The following is a 19,948-nucleotide window of genomic DNA, read 5'->3' on the forward strand; positions in this document are numbered from 1 at the left end:
GATAAAGTCAAACTAAAACAGCGCGCAAAAAAAAGCCAGCGTAAAGCTGACTTAATTTGTTAGTATACGTATTTATTGTCACAAGCAGTTTACTTAAGCACGGCGCCATGTCGTACCAGCACGGCTGTCTTCAAGCTCAATACCCGCCTCTTTTAGTTGCTCGCGTATTTCATCAGCACGCGCAAAGTTTTTGTCGGTTTTGGCATTTGCACGCTCAATGATCAAATTATCAATAGCAGCATCTGTTAGCCCATCATCTGATTGCTCGCCTATCACAGCTTGCAAAAACTGTTGTACTGGCTGCTGCAAAATATTGAGTACTTGTGCCAATGCTTTTAGATGCTGCGCCAAGCGCCATGCTGTGTCTAAATCTTCAGCTTTGATAGCTTTATTAATATCACGTGCCAGCCCAAATAATACACTAATCGCTGTCGAGCTATTAAAGTCATCATTCATCGCTTTGATAAAATCTTGTCCAGCCGCGCTATTATAAGCGTCGTTTATCAATTCGTCAGTGACTGTTAGCGATTGTCCTTTTTGCTGTTCAGCCAGTTTTAAGACGTTATATAATCTGCTTAGGCTATTATGTGCTTCATCTAAAGCACTATCAGAGAAGTTTACTTGGCTACGATAATGACTTGATAATAAGAAAAAACGTACCGTCTCAGGCAAATATTTGGCGGTTACATCACGAATGGTAAAAAAGTTACCCAGCGACTTAGACATCTTTTCGCCATCGACATTGATAAAACCGATGTGCATCCAGTTACGCGCGTATTCGCATCCTGTCGCCGCTTCAGACTGCGCTATCTCGTTTTCATGGTGCGGAAACTGCAAATCATGCCCACCGCCATGAATATCAAAGGTATCGCCAAGACACTTCGTTGACATCGCCGAGCACTCGATATGCCAACCTGGACGCCCTTGACCCCAAGGGGACGCCCACTGCGGCTCATCGGGCTTTGCCGCTTTCCAGAGTACAAAGTCAAACGGATTACGCTTATCGTTTTCGACATCGACCCGCGAGCCTGCTTGCATATCATCAAGGTTACGCTTAGACAATTTGCCATAGTCAGAGAAGCTGTCTACTGCATAATAGACGTCACCATTGTCACCTGCATATGCATAATCACGTGTGACCAGCGTCTCAATCATTTGCTGCATCTCGTTGATATGTTCAGTCGCCCGTGGTTCAGCATCTGGCATTTGGCAGCCAAGTGTGCTTGCATCTTCGTGCATCGCTGCAATAAAACGCTGTGTCAACGCACTAATATCTTCACCGTTCTCATTAGCGCGAGCGATGATTTTGTCATCGATATCGGTAATATTGCGCACATAATCAACATCATAGCCTAGTCGTGCCAGCCAGCGCACTACCATATCGAACCCAACCATAACGCGAGCATGGCCAATATGGCAATAGTCATAGACAGTCATACCGCACACATATATGCCTACCTGTCCTGCTTTGAGTGGCTCAAACTGACGTTTGCCGCCAGTGAGTGAATCATAAATGACAAGCTGAGACATCGCATCGGCAAGTGGTGTGGTCATAGTAAAAAAGCCTTTTGATAAAAATAAAGAAAATAAAACGTAACCTATTATCTTAGCGAAAACAGCGAGAAAATACTACAATGGCCAGACAACTAACACCAGTGCACAACCAAAAACTATTAAGGATAAGAGATGGGCAATCGTTTGAGCAAAATATATACGCGTACCGGTGATGATGGTAGTACTGGTATGGCAGATGGCAGCCGCGTCAGTAAAGCGGACCATTTATTTAGTGTCATGGGTGATATCGATGAGCTCAACTCACACATCGGTTTGGTACGTGCACATCTGACACAAGCCATAACTGACAATAATGTGACACCAAATAAACCACAGCTACCAGAGCGTTTGCAACAAAAAGAGTCAGATTTCACTCAAGCTCTAGTGGTCATTCAGCATTTGTTATTCAATATCGGTGGCGAGCTTGCTATGCCAGGATATGAAGGTGTTAATCCCACTCATATAGACTGGTTAGAGCAGCAAATCGATGCGATGAATACTACCCTACCGCCGCTAAAAGACTTTATCCTACCTACAGGTTCATTATTGGTCAGTCAGTTGCACGTGGCGCGTAGTGTGTGTCGCCGTGCTGAGCGCCAAGCTGTATTATTACAGCAAGAGCATGCACAAGCCATTCGTAGTACTGCGCTTAGCTTTATCAATCGTTTGTCTGATTGGTTGTTTGTCGCAGCGCGCTTTTGCACTGATCCCAATCAGGTCTCTGAGGTACTGTGGGACAGTCAAGTTTTAGAGAACGTTACCATTAACGATAATAAAAACAACCGTTAACCTGACAATCAATGAGCGCATGCTATATGCAAAACGCCTGCAACTTATTCTAGTTGCAGGCGTTTATTAGCTTTAGCCAAAGAGGATACTAATACTTAATAAGTAGCGCTTTCATCTTCAATGATAACCATATCGATGCTTTCATCTTGTGGCACGACTTTTGGTACTTCAGGCGTCACTGGCGGCTTGGCATCGACACTAGGTAGTGCAGCTGTTTCTTGGGCACTATTGTCATTATTATCTTGATTGATGGTAGGCGGCGTAGCGGGCTCAGCTGGACGCACAGGCTCTACTGGCGTGACAGGTTTTGGTTGGCGTTTTATTTGGTTTTCACTATTCTTGCGTGCGGCTTCACGGCGACGCGCAGCTTCTTGCTCTTGACGCTTCGCTTGTTGTTCATCTACAACCGACTGTATGACAGAGCTTGCCATCACATCAGATACAATGGTAATGAGAGCTGGTTGACCTGCAATACGAGCTTGTATTTGCCCACTTTGAGCGCCAGCCACATATGTAAAGGCGTCGTCGACTAACATATTATTGTTAATACGAATGTTATTTCGGGCAAGTCGCGTTTGTAGACTTGGCTGATTGTTAGCCGCACTCATCTGACTGGCTTGGTACAAGTCTTCGCTTGGCAATGTCATACTGACACTTGCTTGACAGGTCGTCATACCATTCGCATTGGCTTCTTGTAAGATGGCAGCATTTTGCACATCAATCATTACCCCATCTACTTTATCCATGAGCACATTGTTGTCTATATTGACTTCTGCGATGTTTGCATAAGTGGCAGCTGATGACTGTGCTTGCTGATTAAGGGTATTTTTTAAAGCAGATTTCAAGCGATCTTGTACCATGGGGTTATCACAACTGATAGCAGGAACAACCGTACCATCATTAGCTGCCGGCTGCTCAGTAGTAACCTCAGCTGTCTCAGTAGTCTCATCTTTGTCCGAACGTTCACAACCAGCAATAGCTAAACCACATATCACACTAATACCAGCAACTTGCTGCCATTTTGACCACTTTTTATTTGCTACGCTCATATCTATTTTGCTCCCGATTTACTCATTTGCACCGTCAAGGGTAGACAGTATAGCTATCTAGATTGTCATAACGCTATAACAGCTGTGTACGACCAATATTAAAATCAGGTCATTATACGAGGTTTGTAGCAGATGGTCAGTAATGTGGACCATTGATATACAAATAAAACCCAGCGGAGACTATAAAAACCCTTTTTAGTTGCAAAAACGCAACAAACCTTTATTAAGCGATTGAAGGATAGAGCAGTCTCATTGCCTGATTTAGCTAGTAGCTATCATTATTTTTACCGAGCTGTACAAAACCAAACCTTACTATACAACTCTTACATTTTGCGCAAAACTTTACACGGTATCATATTCTTGACTAGAAGATAATTGACGATGGATCTTTATGATAAAGCTTGATAACACGCTGCTCTTAGGACATCGAGGCGCACGCAGTGAAGCATTAGAGAACACGCTATTTGGTTTTGAACATGCTTATGGACTACAAGCACAAGGCTTATCAGGCGTAGAGTTTGATGTGCAACTCACCGCAGATGGTCATCTAGTAATATTTCATGACGAAACGCTGCAGCGACTTTGCGGCTTACAGTCGCGAGTCGACCAATTAAGTTTGATTGAAATTCAACGTCAACTACAATCAGGCCATAAAATTATTACTTTGGATATGTTGGCGCAGTCCATGACCTGCCCTTCTGCTAACTTTTCTCGATCAGATATACCTAAAGCCTCAGTCACTGGCACAACGGTAACCAAGCCATCAGTAACCACTAAGACCCAAAAATCCAAGATTTCGCTACCTGCTTTGACTCAGTTTACTCATATTGAGCTTGAGATTAAAACTCATGACCGAACCAATTACGCCAAACTGATACAAGCATTGATACGTTATTTAGTAGATACCCCTCTTGCCAGCTTACCTATCGTTCTTACTACTTTTGATGTACAGCTTTTGGCCCAGCTACAATGTAATAAAATGCTAGCAAATATCCCGCGCGGCTTACTAGTACGTACACCGCAATCAATGGCTTTAGCGCCTAATACTGCTCTACAATTGGGTTGTACGCAGCTTGGCATACACTATCCGCTAATTACCCAATCTATTATCCAAAACGCGCATCGTTACGGCTTACCGGTAAGCGCGTGGACGGTAAACGATATAGAAATCGCAAAAAAACTTGTCAAATGGCAAGTAGATGTCATTATTACTGATATTCCAACCCAGCTATTATAAATCCTTTTGGTTTAACACTTATCGTAAGCTAAGAGCCCATTTTACTATTCGCGTCATACATTTAGCTCAATTTAACAAGGTTATTATCGCTTAAGTTACAACTTTTTTAGCTATTTATTAATCAATAGTTTCTTAACACAGCTTTAGTAGAACTTACACTTTCACACAACACCTGATAGCTAATAGGGTATTTACAATGAAATATCCAATAACTCATACAAGTTATTGTTATTTATTAATATTTTTCTAGTGCATAAACGTTCACTTTCCGCTTCTTTTAGGGTAATATAGAGCCTGAAACTAATACCGCTAGGAAAATTATATGATTGCAAAAAAAGCAATGGGCTTACCGCTTAAAGGCTTACGTTTCGCTATCAAATCTGGTGACAGCATTTTGGATAACGCAACCACTCAGGTTGGGCGTTTTAAAACTTGGTTTGACAATACCAAGGCGAAAGCTGCGCTTGATGAGCAGCCTACCGCAAAACGCAACTATACAAAAACGGCTGATCAGAACGATGTCACCACAAGCAACCAAACCCTCGATTTACGCGAGTTTGAGTTCAAAAAAGCGCCAATTAACTGGATACCAGCGACCATATTAGTAGCGACTCCTATTGCTGCTGCTGTCATTACTCCGTGGTATTTGTTTACCCATCAAGTAAGTGCGCCTGTTTGGGGTGTCTTTGGTGCCTTTATGGTATGGACAGGTATCAGTATTACTGCAGGTTATCACCGCCTACTGTCACATCGTGCTTATAAAGCCCATCCTGTTGTGAAAAACTTTTTATTGCTAGGTTCGACGCTTGCAGTACAAGGCTCTGCATTTGATTGGGTATCAGGTCACCGTACCCATCACCGTCATGTTGATGATCGTATAGAAGACCCTTATTCAGCCAAACGTGGTTTTTGGTTTAGTCATATTGGTTGGATGCTCCGTAATTATCCAAGTGGTAAGTTTGACTACAAAAACATTCCAGACCTAACTAAAGATAAAGTACTGCAAATCCAGCATAAATATTATGGCCTTTGGGTACTAGCAACCAACGTCGGCCTGGTTGCAGCGGTTGGTTGGTTGTTGGGTGATGTTTGGGGTACGCTCGTACTTGCAGGTCTGCTACGTCTAGTATTGACGCATCACTTTACTTTCTTTATCAACTCGTTATGTCATATGTTTGGTAGCCGTCCTTATACTGACACCAATACTGCGCGCGATAACTTCTTTTTAGCGCTGTTTACGTGGGGTGAGGGTTATCATAACTATCATCACTTCTTCCAATATGATTATCGTAATGGTGTGAAATGGTGGCAGTACGATCCAACCAAATGGTTGATCGCGGGTTTATCCAAGGTTGGTTTGACAACTGACCTACGTACGGTCGATGACACTACAATCAAACATGCTGAAGTACAAATGCAGTTCAAACAAGCTCAGCAGCAAATCGATACGGTAAGTGCAAGTGGTCTTGATATTCCTCATGTCATGCAAAACTTCCAAGATCGCATCAAGTTTGAATATGAGGCTTTTACACAAACAGTAGAAGAATGGCAGGCTTTAAAAGCCAAAGCGATTGAGATGAAAAAGACTGAATTTGCAGATCGCTTGCATGAAGTTGATGATAAGCTCAAACTTGAATATGCAAAGATTGAACAAAAAATCCATGCGCATAATGACAACTTGAAGATTGCCTTTCGCTCAATTGGCTATAACAATAAAGCCGCTTAAAATGAGCTGATTTATTACACGTTAGTGTTCTATCACAGTATTTTATTAAATGTTATTTAATCCCCCTCTCTTTATAAGACAGGGGGATTTTTTGTGGACTTTAAAAAAATGGCTGTAGTTTGTCATCTTGTGTGTCGCTGATTAACAGTAGATTACAAGATACGGACAGAGTCTACAGGTGTAATATCAAGGCTATGTTATAGTAGATTTATCGTTATTTATCATCTACCGTTAGTCGGTATTAGCAGGAAAATCTCACATGCGCTATCAAAACACCTACGTCAATTTGGACCCACGTTTGTATCATAAGCAGCCTCCAACCGCGCTAAAAAATCCGCGTGCAGGACATTTTAATACCCAAGTAGCACAGCAGATTGGCTGGTCAGAGGATAAGGACTTGATGACGCGCTGGGTGGATATCGTTGGTGGTCAGTATGTACCTGCCAAGTTCGAGCCTTTGGCGATGGCGTATGCAGGTCATCAGTTTGGACAGTGGGCGGGACAATTGGGTGATGGTCGCGGCTTGCTGGTAGCGCAAGTATTGGATAATAACGACCAACCGCAAGATTTACATCTCAAAGGCTCAGGTCTAACGCCTTACTCGCGGATGGGTGATGGACGGGCGGTATTACGCAGTACCATACGAGAGTATTTGTGTGGTCATGCACTGACTCAACTTGGCATCCCGTCATCCAATGCGCTTGGTTTTGTGGTGTCCGATACGCCTGTACGCCGCGAGCGTATGGAAGCTGGTGCAGCTTTAATGCGCGTAGCCGATAGCCACATACGCTTAGGTCACATAGAGTGGATTGCAAGCTTTGCCCCTGACCTACTTATCGAATTTACCGATTATATGATAGATACTTACTATCCAGAATCTCGTAATAGCGAAGCGCCAGTATTGGCATTCTTACAAACAGTCGTTGAACGTACGGCACGTATGATAGCTGACTGGCAGTTGATTGGCTTTGCTCATGGAGTGATGAATACCGATAATCTATCTATCACTGGCAGCACTTTGGATTTTGGGCCATTTGGTTTTATGGAACGTTTTAATCCCGCTTGGATCAATAACCATTCAGATCATACCGGACGCTACACCTATCAAAACCAGCCTGCTATTGGACACTGGAATCTCAATATCTGGTTGCCACACTTTATGCGCTTAGAAGGAGTGACGCGTGAAGCTTTATCAGATTGCTTAGCACCTTATGAAGCTACCTTTATGCAGCACTATCAACAAGGATTATGCCGCAAGCTGGGACTACCTCATCAACCAGAGAGTCTGACACTGGCTTTTGATTGGTTGACCTTGCTAGAGGATAACTTGCTTGATTATACCAATAGCTTTCGTGCCTTATTAGGTCTCATTGCTCCAGAAGATCATGCTTATGAGCGACAGCTATTAGCCACCTTGACTCATGAGCTACCAAGTGAAGCATTACAAGTATGGAAAGACTGGTCAGCGCGTTATGTAGAACATGTGCAAGCACTATCTCTCGAGCAAGTCGTTAATGACATACAAACGACTAATCCCGTCTATGTACTTCGTAATAGTATGGCTCAGCGCGCTATCACTGCCGCTGAACAAGGCCAGTTTGAAGAAGTAGCACGTTTATACGAGTTGCTTGCTAGCCCATATAAGGTACAAGATATTGCAACAACGCTTGATAGCACACCTCCAGCTCCCAATGCACCGCAAATGCCAATCAGTTGCTCCTCATAAATACTACAAAACCTCTTTTTGATTACTACAACTAAATCCCAAACAGAGGGTAATAAATGTTTTTTATTATCCTCTGTTTCGTTGTTAATCGTCGTATCACTTCCAAAAATTTTTGAGACGAAACCACTACCTCATTTAACTGACAGAAAATTTAGACTGAATTTAAAGTAATAATCACAATATTGAATATATATTGTAAATTTTGCTTAATTTGTTACTATCAACTGGCTAAATGTTCGTTATCAATTTATTATATAAGTTATGCATTTCGCTATGGTTGACTAGGCAGTTAATTGCCAATGATGCTAGAATAGCTGAGTCTATTAGCTTTCTGCTTTACGATACCATCTAATCATAAATTAACGCTTTTTTGACTGTGCATCTCCTTTTAATAATCGATTAGCAGCTTCTTAGTATGACGATTGCTAGAGCTTATGTTCAACGATTATTTTAGGATTAAGCGTTAATTGATTTTGTTTATCACACTTTGTTTTATTTCAATTTATTCCAACAATGGCCATTATTATGAATGACGATACCAATTTGAATACGGATAATCCTAATACGGATAAAGAGCAGTTCGAACAGGCTGCTCTACATTATCACGAGTTTCCAAGACCTGGTAAAATCTCGGTAACACCTATTAAACAGTTGGCCAACCAGCGCGACTTAGCTTTAGCATATTCGCCAGGTGTTGCAGTGCCTTGTCTTGAAATTCAAAAAGACCCAACGACAGCTGCTAGATATACGGCACGTAGTAATTTGGTCGGCGTTATAACGAACGGTACTGCCGTACTGGGTTTGGGTGATATTGGTCCGCTAGCCTCAAAGCCTGTGATGGAAGGTAAAGGGGTATTATTCAAAAAATTCGCTGGTATCGATGTTTTTGATATTGAGATTCAACAAAATGATCCTGACAAATTTATTGAAGCAGTGGCATCGCTTGAGCCAACATTTGGTGGTATCAACCTAGAAGATATCAAAGCACCTGAATGTTTTAAAATCGAGCGCGAACTGCGTAAACGTATGAACATTCCAGTCTTCCATGACGATCAACACGGTACGTCAATTATTGTTGCTGCTGCCATGCTCAACGCCCTAATTCTGACGGGTAAAAAGATCGAAGAGATCAAAATCGTCTGTTCAGGTGCTGGTGCTGCCGCTATTTCTTGCCTAGACATTATCTGTGCACTTGGTGTTGATCAGAACAATATTTTTGTTTCTGATTCACGCGGTATTATCACTACCAGTCGTGAGAATCTAGACGAATCAAAACAACGTTATGCTCGCGACACTGATGCTAGCACCATTGATGATGTGATGGACGATGTGGACATGTTCATAGGCCTGTCAATGCCTGGTATTTTAAGCCCGGATATGGTACGCCGTATGGCAAAAAACCCTATCATCTTTGCCCTCGCCAACCCAACGCCTGAAATCATGCCAGAATTGGCGCATTCAGTACGTCCAGATGTCATTATGGCGACCGGACGCTCAGATTATCCAAACCAAGTTAACAATGCATTGTGTTTCCCTTATATCTTCCGCGGCGCACTAGATGTAGGTGCCACGACTGTCAACGAAGAGATGAAGATCGCTTGCGTACGTGCGATTGCCGCGATGGCACATGTTGAAGCGACGCCAACTACAAACGTCAAAAATACCGACAGAATGAGAAGCTTTGGTCCCGATTATCTAATTCCAGGACCTCTAGAGCCAAACTTAATCATCGAGATCGCCTCCGCAGTTGCAAAAGCGGCGATGGATTCAGGGGTCGCAACATTACCGATTGATGATCTTGATGCTTATCGTCAGCGCTTATCAGAGTTTGTATATAACTCAGCGTTTGTGATGAAACCTATCTTCTCTCGTGCGAAGTCAGATCCAAAGCGTATCGTCTACTGTGAAGGTGAAGACAATAATGTTCTTCTTGCCGTACAAGTCGTCGTTGATGAGAAGCTAGCAAAACCTATCTTGGTTGGACGTCCAGCGGTAATTGAAAATAACATCGAAAGGCTTGGCTTACGTCTAAAAGATGGCGAGAACATCACGATTGTCAATCAAGATGATGACCCTCGTTATAAAGACTATTGGCAAGGTTATTATGAGAAAAACAAGCGCCGCGGTGTTAGTATTGAGCTTGCCCGTCGCGATGTTCGTCGTAAGACCACTTTGATTGGCTCACTGTTGGTCGAAAACGGTGATGCTGAAGGCATGATTTGTGGTACGTTTAGCCATTATCAATTACACTTAGAATATGTCCAAAACGTCATCGGCAAAAAAGAAGGCGTTAAAGATTTTTATGCGATGAATGCTGTCCTCATGCAAGATCGCAATATCTTTATTGCTGATACCTATATTCATGAAGACCCTACTGCTGAACAGTTGGCTGAAATGACCGTATTGGCTGCGGATCAATTGCATCGTTTCGGTATTACGCCTCGCGTCGCATTGGTATCACACTCAAACTTTGGTACCTCTGATCGCGCTAGTGCAGTTAAAATGCGCAAGGTCTATGAGCTACTACATGAGATGAATGTAGACTTCGATTTTGATGGCGAGATGCAAGGTGATGCCGCGCTTAATGAGCATATACGATTAGAAGATATGCCATCAAGTCATTTAAAAGGTGCTGCCAACTTGCTCATTTTACCGACGCTCGATGCAGCAAACATTGCCTTTAATTTGCTTAAAACAGCAACAAGCAGTGCCTCTATTGGCCCAATCTTATTAGGCTCTAATAAGCCTGTTCATATCTTGACTCCATCAGCGACAGCTCGTCGCGTGGTTAATATGACGGCCCTCGCTGTCACTGAAGCGCAAGATTTAGAAAACGAGAAATAGTTGCCATATTATTTTTATCGATAAGCTACTACTATTTATTATTAATAGTAGTGGTTTGCTATACTAAGACCAGTCCATATCATTGTCATAAATGGTATCGACTGGTTTTTTTGTTCCAATAAATTGATGACAAGATTTATCTGATTAAAATTTGTTTGGCGAATAAAAGAGGTTTCAATGCAAGTTTATCTTGTTGGTGGCGCAGTTCGTGATCAGCTGTTAGATCGCCCTATTACCGATAAAGACTTTGTGGTGGTAGGTGCAACCGTAGATGAGATGCTAGCTGCGGGCTTTATTCAAGTCGGTGCAGACTTTCCAGTGTTTTTGCATCCGACCACTCAAGAAGAATATGCATTGGCACGTACTGAGCGCAAGCTTGGCCATGGTTATAAAGGCTTTAGCGTGCATGCTAGCCCTGACGTAACACTGCAAGATGACTTACAGCGCCGTGACTTAACCATCAATGCGATGGCGATTGAAGTAACCAGTCTCACCGACGATACGCCTCTTACCGGTGAAGTGATTGATTATTATGGTGGACTCGATGATATTCAAAGCAAGACTTTACGTCATATATCGCAGGCTTTTAGCGAAGATCCGTTACGGGTTTTGCGAGTCGCGCGCTTTTATGGACGTTATTATAGCTTAGGTTTTCACATTGCTGAGGAAACTCTCATACTCATGCGCCAACTGGTCGCCTCAGGTGAGCTTGCACATTTAAGTGCAGAGCGCATTTGGCAAGAATCAAACCGTGCCACCATGCAAAGCTCCCCTCAAGTTTATTGGGAGCAGCTATATGCAATCGGTGCTCTAACTGATTACTTTGCGCCATTGCATCATGCTTGGAGCAATGTGCACATACGAGAAACAGTGCAGACGGCGCTATACTTTGCCGGTCAAATGCAGTTGAATTTATCCCAGCGCTGGACATTATTAATGGCTAGTCTTGATCAATCATTATTCGTGAACCCTAATCCTGACATACCATCAAGCAGTCCAAATATAAGTATTATGGCTGAGGACAAAAAAGCCGCTCTAAAAGCCATAACCTCTATAAGCAACAGTGCCAAAGTACCTAAGGCGCCTACCCAGTTTGCAGCTCTATTTATTCAACAAGCCAGAAGACTAAATACTATAGATCGTCTGTCTGCAGCTGAAAAAATCGACCTTATCCAAGCTTGTAGCGCTCACAAAGATTCTGCCAAGCTCTCGCAGCTATTGGTCACCTGTCACGTATTACAGTTAGCAAAACAACATCGTCAAATGATGCTTGCATTAAACAGCTTTCATGCCATTGGTATAGAAAACATAGATCCAGATATTACAGGCGCTGCAATCGGCAAAGCGTTAAATGAGGCACGTGCGGCGCATCTTGTCACTCTGGAGCAGTCTGTAGCCAATACTAGCTAAAAGAGTCATAGCATAGCTATTAACTCTTTTTATTAAACAAAATACGATTAGACGATGGAAACTGTATTTTTATGGCAATCGAAACCGCAGTGAAGAGCGACACAAATCCATCTGTTGAAGTGAATAATCACCATTCATACAGTGACAGGCCAGTCATGCTAGTTACTGGTAGTGCTAAGCGTATTGGCGCAGCCATTATTCGAGCAGCACATCATCAAGGCTATCGTGTCATTATCCATTGCCATCGTAGCGAGCAACAAGCAAACGCGTTAGCAAACGAGCTCAATAGCCTCCACGATAACAGTGCGGCAATTGTCGTTGCGGATTTAGCAATTGTCAACGATGACCATTTACTTATTCAATTTGTCCAAACTATCATGGATACTTTTGGACGGCTTGATGTACTGGTACATAATGCATCAAGGTTTTATTCCACTCCGCTTAAACATATAGATAACGACCAGTGGGACGAGCTGTTTTTGAGCAATGCCAAAGCACCTTTGTTACTGAGCCAAGCATTTCTACCTCATTTGCAAACGCAGCATGGATGCATTATTAGCCTACTTGATATTCATGCTCATGATAAACCGTTTAAACACTACACTGTCTATAATATGGCGAAGGCCGCTCACCGTATGATGGTACAGTCTCTTGCGCTAGATATGGCGCCTTATGTTCGTGTTAATGGGATTGCACCTGGGGTAAACATTTTACCTGAAGCCGATAGTGATCAAGCGCTTGACGACACACAGCAACAGAGTATTATCGACTCTATTCCTATACAGCGGATCGGTACGCCAGATGATATCGCCCACAGCGTGCTGTATTTGGCAAAAGCCAGCTATGTCACAGGAGAGATTATTAACGTCGATGGTGGCCGTAGTTTGACCCTCGCTGGTGGTAATATTTAACAAATAAGCGATAATAGCTGAATAATTTCGTTTAGTTGTTATCTTTTACTTGAAAATTTAGAAAAATCAGGTATCATTGTGCGTCTAACGTTAGGGCCCATAGCTCAGTTGGTTAGAGCAGAGGACTCATAATCCTTTGGTCGTAGGTTCAAGTCCTACTGGGCCCACCATATATTGAAAAACAAAAACCCCTTCAAATCTATTAGACTTGAAGGGGTTTTTTATTGAATGTTCAATAAGAACATATTAGCTTAAAACTCATATTTGGCCATTATTTCAACTTGCTGACCTTTTCTTACTTCTAAAGTGGTCCTATCGCTTCTGTCTCTCCACTCAATACCAATATCTAAATCTGGAAAATACTCATAGACAAGGTTAATGCTTTTTACATTCACAGAGGTATCTACCGCATCATCTACATTAATCTCACCATAACGCATGTTGCTCATCAGTTTTTCTGTAAATTTATGCCTATACCCTACCGTGAAGCCAGTTTGTGATACAAGCTTACCGTCTTCGGCATCACAATCTACATTGTCAGTCGATCCAAGGACTCTTCCAACACATACGGTGGAATAGGCGCCCATCCCTTTACCATTATAGACGCTCGCATGTAGTGAATCATTACCCAAATTTAACTTGCCAGCCAAAGAGACACCTACACCTATATCAGAGTCTTCTCCATTTTTGGCCTCACGAGCCGTAACCGCCAAGTTATAGCTAAGATCAGATATATTATCTTTGTAGCTAACAACCATATCCGGCAAATCAGCTTCGTCATCAACAGGTTCTTGCGCTGTAAAACGAAACCCTTTATGAGTATAATGCACCGTCAAATCTGGACGAATATAAGCACCCCCACCAGAGATAGTGCCCAAACCTGTACCTCGAAAGTCAAGCTGCTCAGTCAAAAGTGGGTAGACCGCTAAGAATTGACCATTCCATGTCTTACCTACGGTCAAATCATCGATTTGAGCATAAGCATGGCGAAGCCGTAAGTCTGAACCGCCATTTGCAGCGTTGCCATAAAAGTCCCCTTCAATAAAACCCGTTAATTTTTTATCCTCTATGTTCTTTGTGGTTTTAAGATTAATCCGAGATTGTCGTCCACTTCCTTTAAACTCAGACTCCCCTTCATCTGGAGAATAAAATATACCTTCCGCTTTAACATAACCACCGATACTTAAAGTAGTATTGCCGTTGGTGACAAGCTCTATCGCTTGTGCCTGTACGCATACCCCCAAGACAGCCAAACCAAAAGACAACTTTTTGATATAAAGCATGACCTACACATTCCTTGTGTTGTTTTAAAACTCACTTAAATTAATTTAAATCCCTTTAAATCTCTGCTGCTACCGTATTTTTAACCCTGTAAATACCAGCACTATCTCCTTATAGAAAAATTGTCTCCTAATTTAGTTAAGACTTTCAAAAGCAGTAATCGTAGCTTTTTTGGTCTCGTCGATGTTTTTCTTTTGTCCAGTGGCTTTATCAAGATATACCAGCACTGATTCACCGCTAGCGACGATAGTATTCATAGCCGTACTATAATAGGTATATTCATGAATCACGCTGGCATTGCCAACTTTCTTGATTCGGACGCCTATCCATAAGGTATCGGGATAAATCACTGGTTTGAAATATTGACAGGATGACGCTGCCATGACTGAAAAGGTGTTTTCGTTGAATAGATTTAGTTGAGTGTTATAGTGAATGCGTGCGTTTTGGGCATAAGTGTAATAGACCACATTATTAACATGGCCAAAAGAATCCATATCGCCCCACTCTACTTGCTGAGAATAAATAACCGCAAAACTATGCATGGGATGGTGTTCATCTTTATTCAGTGTATCTTGTATTTCTGGTAATATCGCTATAGCTACCATAGTATTCTCTTCTAATTAGACCGATTAACATAAATATTAAAAACGTTCAGTAAGATCGAATGATTGTTTTGCACAATCATCGATAGAATTTTCTGGGTTAAATTAATTTTTCTGTGTACATCATGCGCATCTTTTTCTTATCGAGCTTACCTACACTGGTTTTCGGCATTTCTATTAAGAATTTTATTTCACTTGGCACGCCATACTTTGGTAAATAGCCTTTTTCAACCGCTTGATGACCTATCGCTAAAATATCCTCCGCTTTGGTATCTGTATGCTCAGGTTTTAAGACTACTAATGCTAAAGGACGTTCACCCCATCTTTCATCCGCTACTCCAATTATGGCCACTTCAGCAACGCTCGGATGAAAGGATAAAATATTTTCGACTTCAAGCGAGGAGATCCATTCGCCGCCAGACTTAACGACATCTTTGAGTCTATCGGTAATTTTTAGCGTGCCATTAGGGCTAATACAGGCAATATCTTGGGTATGCATCCAACCACCGCGCCATAACTCATTGCCAGCATCTGCATTCTTAAAATAGCTTTGGGTCAGCCAAGGTGCTCGCACAACCAGCTCGCCTGTCGACTCGCCATCCATGGGTAGGGCTTTGCCATTCTCATCCCAAATCTCCATCGATACCAGCATAATCGGTGAGCCAGAAAGACAACGATAATTGATCTCTTCTGTCGTTGTCATAGTATTTGTCTGATCACCGAATGCCATTCTGGCAAGGACAGGACATGACTCTGACATCCCAAACCCTGAGATAAACTCGATACCATTTTCAAGAGCGGCTTCAGCTAGACCTTCGTTTAATTTGGAGCCCCCTACTGACAACTTAAGACCGTTAAACTTGCGTCCTCGTGTTGCCATCTCTTTAATTAACATTTGTAAAATAGTTGGGACACCATGTGAAAGGGTGACCTTATGGTGTTCAATCAAATTGACCAATACTTCAGGAAGATATCGCCCTGGATACACTTGTTTGAGCCCTATCATGGTTGCGCCATAAGGCCAACACCATGCATGCACATGGAATAGTGGCGTCATCGGCATGTAGACATCATTGTAGCGAGCACCTTGACCTTCGGCACTGAGTGCAGATGCCAGGGTACTCGATAGCGTTTGTAATACGATTTGCCTGTGGGTAAAGAAGACGCCTTTTGGATCTCCCGTCGTGCCACTGGTATAAAACGTGGTAGCGATGGTATTTTCATCAAAATCTGGAAAGTCAAACGCATCACTAACCGCGGCTAGCATGGCTTCATACTCACCTTCGACATAATCTGGTATATCAGCTTGCTTAGTTTTGATATTGTCTTCGCTATACTCAACTTCATCAAAACCAGTACCATCAAAATTAGCATCATCGAAACCAGCATCATCGAGCCAAATAATTTTCTCAATAGAAGGGGCTTCATGACGATAGTTTTTAGCCATAGGCTCAAATTCAGCATTTAATAACAAGGCTTTTGGCTTGGCATGGTTAATGGTGTACAGCACTTTATCTTCAGCCAAGCGTACATTGACCGTTTGCAAAATCATGCCAGACATGGGCACGGCAAAATACGCTTCAAGGTAACGATGACTGTCCCAATCCATGACCGCAACCACATCACCTGCTTGCAATCCCAAGTTTTTGAGCACATTTGCCAAACGGTTGATACGCTTAAAAAATTCAGCATAGGTATAAGTAACCTTATCGGCATAACTAATGGTTTGCTGAGTAGAGGCGATCTTTGCACGGTTTAGCAGCTGTTTGATAATCAAAGGAAAACCATAGGCTTCTTCGGCCTGGGAGTAGTCCTCATGTTGATTGAGTATAGAAGTCATTATTGTCGTCCTTGATAATAAAATAGTATGGCGAGAGTATTAATAGAGTTAGACTCGTTCAATCACCATGGCAAGCCCTTGCCCAATGCCAATACATAAACTGACCACCGCATATTGTCCGCCTGTGCGCTGTAGCTCGCGCGCTGTAGTTAACGCCAGCCTTGCACCTGATGCGCCAAGCGGATGTCCGACGGCAATTGCGCCGCCATTAGGGTTGACGCGCTTGTCATCAAAGTCAATCTCCAAACCTTTTAGGCAACCGAGTACTTGCGAGGCAAATGCTTCATTAATCTCAATAATCGACATATCATCAAGGGTCAAATTAGCGCGTTTCAATGCCAGTTTAATCGCCTCAACAGGACCTACACCCATAATCCTGGGCTCAACACCCATCGCGCCAGATGAGAGAATTTTAGCAATAGGCTTAAAGCCTAACTTTTCTTCTGCTTGCTTTGAGCCAATAATTAGCGCAGCCGCCCCATCGTTAATGCCCGATGCGTTCCCTGCCGTAACCACGCCATTCTCATTCAAAGGTTTCAGTTTTTGCAAAGCATCCACAGTAGAGCTGGGACGAGGATGCTCATCTTCTGCTATCGTTTTGTCCGGCAGTTTTCTGCCTTGAGGAACGGTAATTGGGATAATCTCTTCATCGAAGAATCCAGCTTGTTTAGCCGCTTCATATTTAGCTTGTGAGGCGGCAGCAAATTTATCCGCTTCTGCGCGAGTGATACCGTATTTGCGCGCGACATTATCGCCCGTTTGCGGCATGCTATCGCCGCCAAACTCTTTAATGAGCAGAGGATTGGGAAAGCGAGTACCAATGGTGGTGTCAAATACTTTAAAGTCGCGGCTAAAAGGTTTTTCGGTCTTGGCAAATACGAAGGGCGCACGGGTCATGGATTCCACCCCGCCTGCCAAAATGATATCTCCTTCATTGCAGGTAATACTGCGAGCAGCATCAACAACGGTGGATAATCCCGAGGCACACAGACGATTGACGGTCTGAGCTGGCGTTTTTACATCAAGTCCTGCTAGTAAAGTAGCGTTGCGAGCAATATTGCGTGAATCCTCACCCGCCTGGTTGGCACTACCGAGCAACACCTCATCAAAAATATCGTCTGGCAATTGATGCTTTTTAACTAAATCTTTAATCACCGTAGCAATCAAATCATCAGGACGTACGGTGGCTAAAGCACCAACGTGACGACCAAAAGGGCTTCTAAATCCGTCATAAATATAGGCGTCTAACATAACGTTTCCTTGTTGTGTTTTGGTTGTGTTCTAAGAATTTGCATTATTGAAATATAGGCTTTATTAAATTGGTCTAGCTCTTAGCATCAGCAATCTAGCATCGATAATTGCTCTGCTGAGTGAATAATGAGATACCTAGCTTGGCGCGACGTTGTAACCATGGGCTTGGACGATAACGTGGATCACCCGTTAATCCATAGATACGCTCTAAGATGAGTAAAATACGCTTGGCACCAAGCTCATCGCCCCAAGAGATAGGACCATAGGGGTAGCCCAATCCAAGCTTGACGGCATTGTCGATATCTTCTGGCGTGGCAATACCTTGCATCGCCATATCACAACCTAAATTAATCACCATCGTCACGACTCGCTGCGCCACAAAGCCCGTGCTTTCGGCAATTAGCGTGGCATCGATAGCAGTATCTGAGCCTTCATTCAAGTGACTATTCGAACTTTTACTAAATAGGGCATAAGCTTGCGCCACAAAGTTATCCTCTGTGACGATACTTGGCATCAAAGTACGATGCTTAGATAAATCAGTCAGCATATCGATGGCGACCGCTTGTTTAGGATTCACTTGATAGCGAATAGCAGCGTTGGTGGTATCCTCGCCGTAGATTGCCAGCAATGCTAAGCTGTCAGGGTTTGGCTTATCGTTATCATCGATATTGATGTTGTTGGCGTTTAAATATGCAACCAGTTGTTTTTTATCTTCTGCTAAATCCGCGCCAATCCAAACCGTTACATTTGATACATCAGACCCTACTTTGGATACTGATGTCTCAAGCGCTGATTGTTGTGGCGTGTCTGCTGTTATTTTTTGACCGTTTTCATAATGATAAAAGCCTTCGCCAACTTTACGACCGAGCTTTTTTCCTTCTAGCATTTGACGGGTCAAGGGATGCGGACGATAACGCGGCTCAAAGTAATACTGGTTATAAATTGACTCCATGACCGGATGGGACACATCGATACCCGTGAGATCCAGCAGCTCAAATGGCCCCATCCGAAAGCCAGCGCCATCGCGTAAGATACGATCGATATCCTCAAAGCTAGCGATCCCCTCACCTAAAATTTTTAACGCCTCTGTGCTATAAGCTCTACCGCCATGATTGACAATAAACCCTGGGGTATCTTTTGCCACTACTCCCAAATGCCCCATGCGTTTGGCTAAATCCGTAAGCGTCTCGACTACCGAAGATTTGGTAGAGAGTCCCGGAATCACTTCCACGATTTTCATGAGTGGCACGGGATTAAAGAAATGAAATCCTGCTACGCGCTCTGGGTGCTGACAATCAGAGGCAATCGCGGTTACCGCTAGCGATGAGGTATTGGTTGCCAAAATGGTCTCGGCTGTCACGATGCTTTCTAATTGTTTGAAAAGCTGTTGTTTTATTTCTAAATTTTCAATAATTGCTTCGATTACGACATCTACGTTTGCAATTTTGGCTATATCTTCAATCACGTTCAGATTGGACAAAGTAGATTGCAGCTGCTCATTAGTAAATTTACCTTTGGCAGCAAGTTTTTCGAGTGTGGCTTGTAGGGCACGGCGGCCTTGTGCAGCGGCGCCCGCTTTGGCATCAAACAAAAGCACTTGAATACCAGCTTGAGCAGCGATTTGCGCAATACCCATGCCCATAATACCGGTGCCAATAATGGCCAATGAGTTAACAGTCATAATAATCCTTTATATGGTCTCGTTACTTATGAGCTCTTGTTGTTTTA

At 42.9% G+C, this 19,948-nt stretch carries 14 protein-coding genes and 1 tRNA gene; 8 read left to right on the forward strand and 7 right to left on the reverse strand.

Going from position 1 to position 19,948, the window contains the following annotated elements; translation table 11 throughout:
* Nucleotides 1-93 precede the first annotated feature (93 nt).
* Nucleotides 94-1,554 (reverse strand): cysteine--tRNA ligase, encoded by a 1,461-nt coding sequence (cysS, locus tag Q0895_RS01090; protein WP_299184854.1) that lies wholly within the window; start codon nt 1,552-1,554, stop codon nt 94-96.
* Between the two features lie 132 nt (nt 1,555-1,686).
* Here cysS and Q0895_RS01095 point away from each other — a divergent pair, with 132 nt between their 5' ends.
* Nucleotides 1,687-2,343: a cob(I)yrinic acid a,c-diamide adenosyltransferase gene (locus Q0895_RS01095; protein ID WP_299184855.1), complete on the forward strand. Its 657-nt coding sequence runs from the start codon at nt 1,687-1,689 to the stop codon at nt 2,341-2,343.
* Between the two features lie 95 nt (nt 2,344-2,438).
* On the opposite strand, the gene Q0895_RS01100 is transcribed toward Q0895_RS01095, so the two are convergent.
* The gene (locus Q0895_RS01100; protein ID WP_058368533.1) at nt 2,439-3,392 is read right to left on the reverse strand and encodes a hypothetical protein; all 954 of its coding nucleotides are present in this window, start codon (nt 3,390-3,392) and stop codon (nt 2,439-2,441) included.
* Between the two features lie 391 nt (nt 3,393-3,783).
* Between Q0895_RS01100 and Q0895_RS01105 the strand changes: the two genes are divergently transcribed.
* The 7 genes from Q0895_RS01105 to Q0895_RS01135 all read left to right on the forward strand — a co-directional run bounded on the left by Q0895_RS01105 (nt 3,784) and on the right by Q0895_RS01135 (nt 13,416).
* The gene (locus Q0895_RS01105; RefSeq protein ID WP_299184858.1) at nt 3,784-4,629 is read left to right on the forward strand and encodes a glycerophosphodiester phosphodiesterase; all 846 of its coding nucleotides are present in this window, start codon (nt 3,784-3,786) and stop codon (nt 4,627-4,629) included.
* A gap of 322 nt (nt 4,630-4,951) precedes the next feature.
* Nucleotides 4,952-6,355 carry a fatty acid desaturase gene (locus Q0895_RS01110; protein WP_299184860.1) on the forward strand — a complete coding sequence of 468 codons (1,404 nt, stop codon included), beginning with the start codon at nt 4,952-4,954 and terminating at the stop codon, nt 6,353-6,355.
* A 259-nt stretch (nt 6,356-6,614) separates the two neighbouring features.
* A complete protein-coding gene (locus Q0895_RS01115) occupies nt 6,615-8,081 on the forward strand; it encodes a protein adenylyltransferase SelO family protein (protein ID WP_299184861.1) in 1,467 nt (488 codons plus the stop codon).
* 525 nt (nt 8,082-8,606) lie between these two features.
* Nucleotides 8,607-10,925: an NADP-dependent malic enzyme gene (locus Q0895_RS01120; RefSeq protein ID WP_299184862.1), complete on the forward strand. Its 2,319-nt coding sequence runs from the start codon at nt 8,607-8,609 to the stop codon at nt 10,923-10,925.
* Between the two features lie 177 nt (nt 10,926-11,102).
* On the forward strand, nt 11,103-12,335 hold the full coding sequence (locus Q0895_RS01125) for a tRNA nucleotidyltransferase (protein ID WP_299184864.1): 1,233 nt from the start codon (nt 11,103-11,105) through the stop codon (nt 12,333-12,335).
* Nucleotides 12,336-12,490: 155 nt separating this feature from the next.
* On the forward strand, nt 12,491-13,246 hold the full coding sequence (locus tag Q0895_RS01130) for a pteridine reductase (RefSeq protein WP_299185334.1): 756 nt from the start codon (nt 12,491-12,493) through the stop codon (nt 13,244-13,246).
* A gap of 93 nt (nt 13,247-13,339) precedes the next feature.
* Nucleotides 13,340-13,416: transfer RNA gene (locus Q0895_RS01135), tRNA-Ile, on the forward strand.
* Nucleotides 13,417-13,497: 81 nt separating this feature from the next.
* On the opposite strand, the gene Q0895_RS01140 is transcribed toward Q0895_RS01135, so the two are convergent.
* The 5 genes from Q0895_RS01140 to Q0895_RS01160 all read right to left on the reverse strand — a co-directional run bounded on the left by Q0895_RS01140 (nt 13,498) and on the right by Q0895_RS01160 (nt 19,901).
* Nucleotides 13,498-14,529 (reverse strand): hypothetical protein, encoded by a 1,032-nt coding sequence (locus Q0895_RS01140; protein ID WP_299184865.1) that lies wholly within the window; start codon nt 14,527-14,529, stop codon nt 13,498-13,500.
* 132 nt (nt 14,530-14,661) lie between these two features.
* On the reverse strand, nt 14,662-15,132 hold the full coding sequence (locus tag Q0895_RS01145; RefSeq protein WP_299184866.1) for a thioesterase family protein: 471 nt from the start codon (nt 15,130-15,132) through the stop codon (nt 14,662-14,664).
* Nucleotides 15,133-15,229: 97 nt separating this feature from the next.
* A complete protein-coding gene (locus Q0895_RS01150) occupies nt 15,230-16,969 on the reverse strand; it encodes a fatty acid--CoA ligase (RefSeq protein ID WP_299184868.1) in 1,740 nt (579 codons plus the stop codon).
* 48 nt (nt 16,970-17,017) lie between these two features.
* The gene (locus tag Q0895_RS01155; RefSeq protein ID WP_299184870.1) at nt 17,018-18,220 is read right to left on the reverse strand and encodes a 3-oxoadipyl-CoA thiolase; all 1,203 of its coding nucleotides are present in this window, start codon (nt 18,218-18,220) and stop codon (nt 17,018-17,020) included.
* A 94-nt stretch (nt 18,221-18,314) separates the two neighbouring features.
* Nucleotides 18,315-19,901, reverse strand: coding sequence for a 3-hydroxyacyl-CoA dehydrogenase (locus Q0895_RS01160; RefSeq protein ID WP_299184871.1), 1,587 nt, complete (start codon nt 19,899-19,901; stop codon nt 18,315-18,317).
* Between the last annotated feature and the right edge of the window lie 47 nt (nt 19,902-19,948).

This window comes from uncultured Psychrobacter sp. (assembly GCF_947495825.1).
In the GTDB taxonomy this organism is placed as follows: domain Bacteria; phylum Pseudomonadota; class Gammaproteobacteria; order Pseudomonadales; family Moraxellaceae; genus Psychrobacter.

Excerpts from the sequence above, each read along its gene's own strand:
- cysS (WP_299184854.1), bottom strand. The coding sequence starts at position 1,554 with ATGACCACACCACTTGCCGATGCGATGTCTCAGCTTGTCATTTATGAT.
- Q0895_RS01145 (WP_299184866.1), bottom strand. The coding sequence starts at position 15,132 with ATGGTAGCTATAGCGATATTACCAGAAATACAAGATACACTGAATAAA.
- Q0895_RS01110 (WP_299184860.1), top strand. The coding sequence starts at position 4,952 with ATGATTGCAAAAAAAGCAATGGGCTTACCGCTTAAAGGCTTACGTTTC.
- Q0895_RS01100 (WP_058368533.1), bottom strand. The coding sequence starts at position 3,392 with ATGAGCGTAGCAAATAAAAAGTGGTCAAAATGGCAGCAAGTTGCTGGT.
- Q0895_RS01150 (WP_299184868.1), bottom strand. The coding sequence starts at position 16,969 with ATGACTTCTATACTCAATCAACATGAGGACTACTCCCAGGCCGAAGAA.
- Q0895_RS01095 (WP_299184855.1), top strand. The coding sequence starts at position 1,687 with ATGGGCAATCGTTTGAGCAAAATATATACGCGTACCGGTGATGATGGT.
- Q0895_RS01120 (WP_299184862.1), top strand. The coding sequence starts at position 8,607 with ATGAATGACGATACCAATTTGAATACGGATAATCCTAATACGGATAAA.
- Q0895_RS01155 (WP_299184870.1), bottom strand. The coding sequence starts at position 18,220 with ATGTTAGACGCCTATATTTATGACGGATTTAGAAGCCCTTTTGGTCGT.
- Q0895_RS01125 (WP_299184864.1), top strand. The coding sequence starts at position 11,103 with ATGCAAGTTTATCTTGTTGGTGGCGCAGTTCGTGATCAGCTGTTAGAT.
- Q0895_RS01130 (WP_299185334.1), top strand. The coding sequence starts at position 12,491 with ATGCTAGTTACTGGTAGTGCTAAGCGTATTGGCGCAGCCATTATTCGA.
- Q0895_RS01105 (WP_299184858.1), top strand. The coding sequence starts at position 3,784 with ATGATAAAGCTTGATAACACGCTGCTCTTAGGACATCGAGGCGCACGC.
- Q0895_RS01160 (WP_299184871.1), bottom strand. The coding sequence starts at position 19,901 with ATGACTGTTAACTCATTGGCCATTATTGGCACCGGTATTATGGGCATG.
- Q0895_RS01140 (WP_299184865.1), bottom strand. The coding sequence starts at position 14,529 with ATGCTTTATATCAAAAAGTTGTCTTTTGGTTTGGCTGTCTTGGGGGTA.
- Q0895_RS01115 (WP_299184861.1), top strand. The coding sequence starts at position 6,615 with ATGCGCTATCAAAACACCTACGTCAATTTGGACCCACGTTTGTATCAT.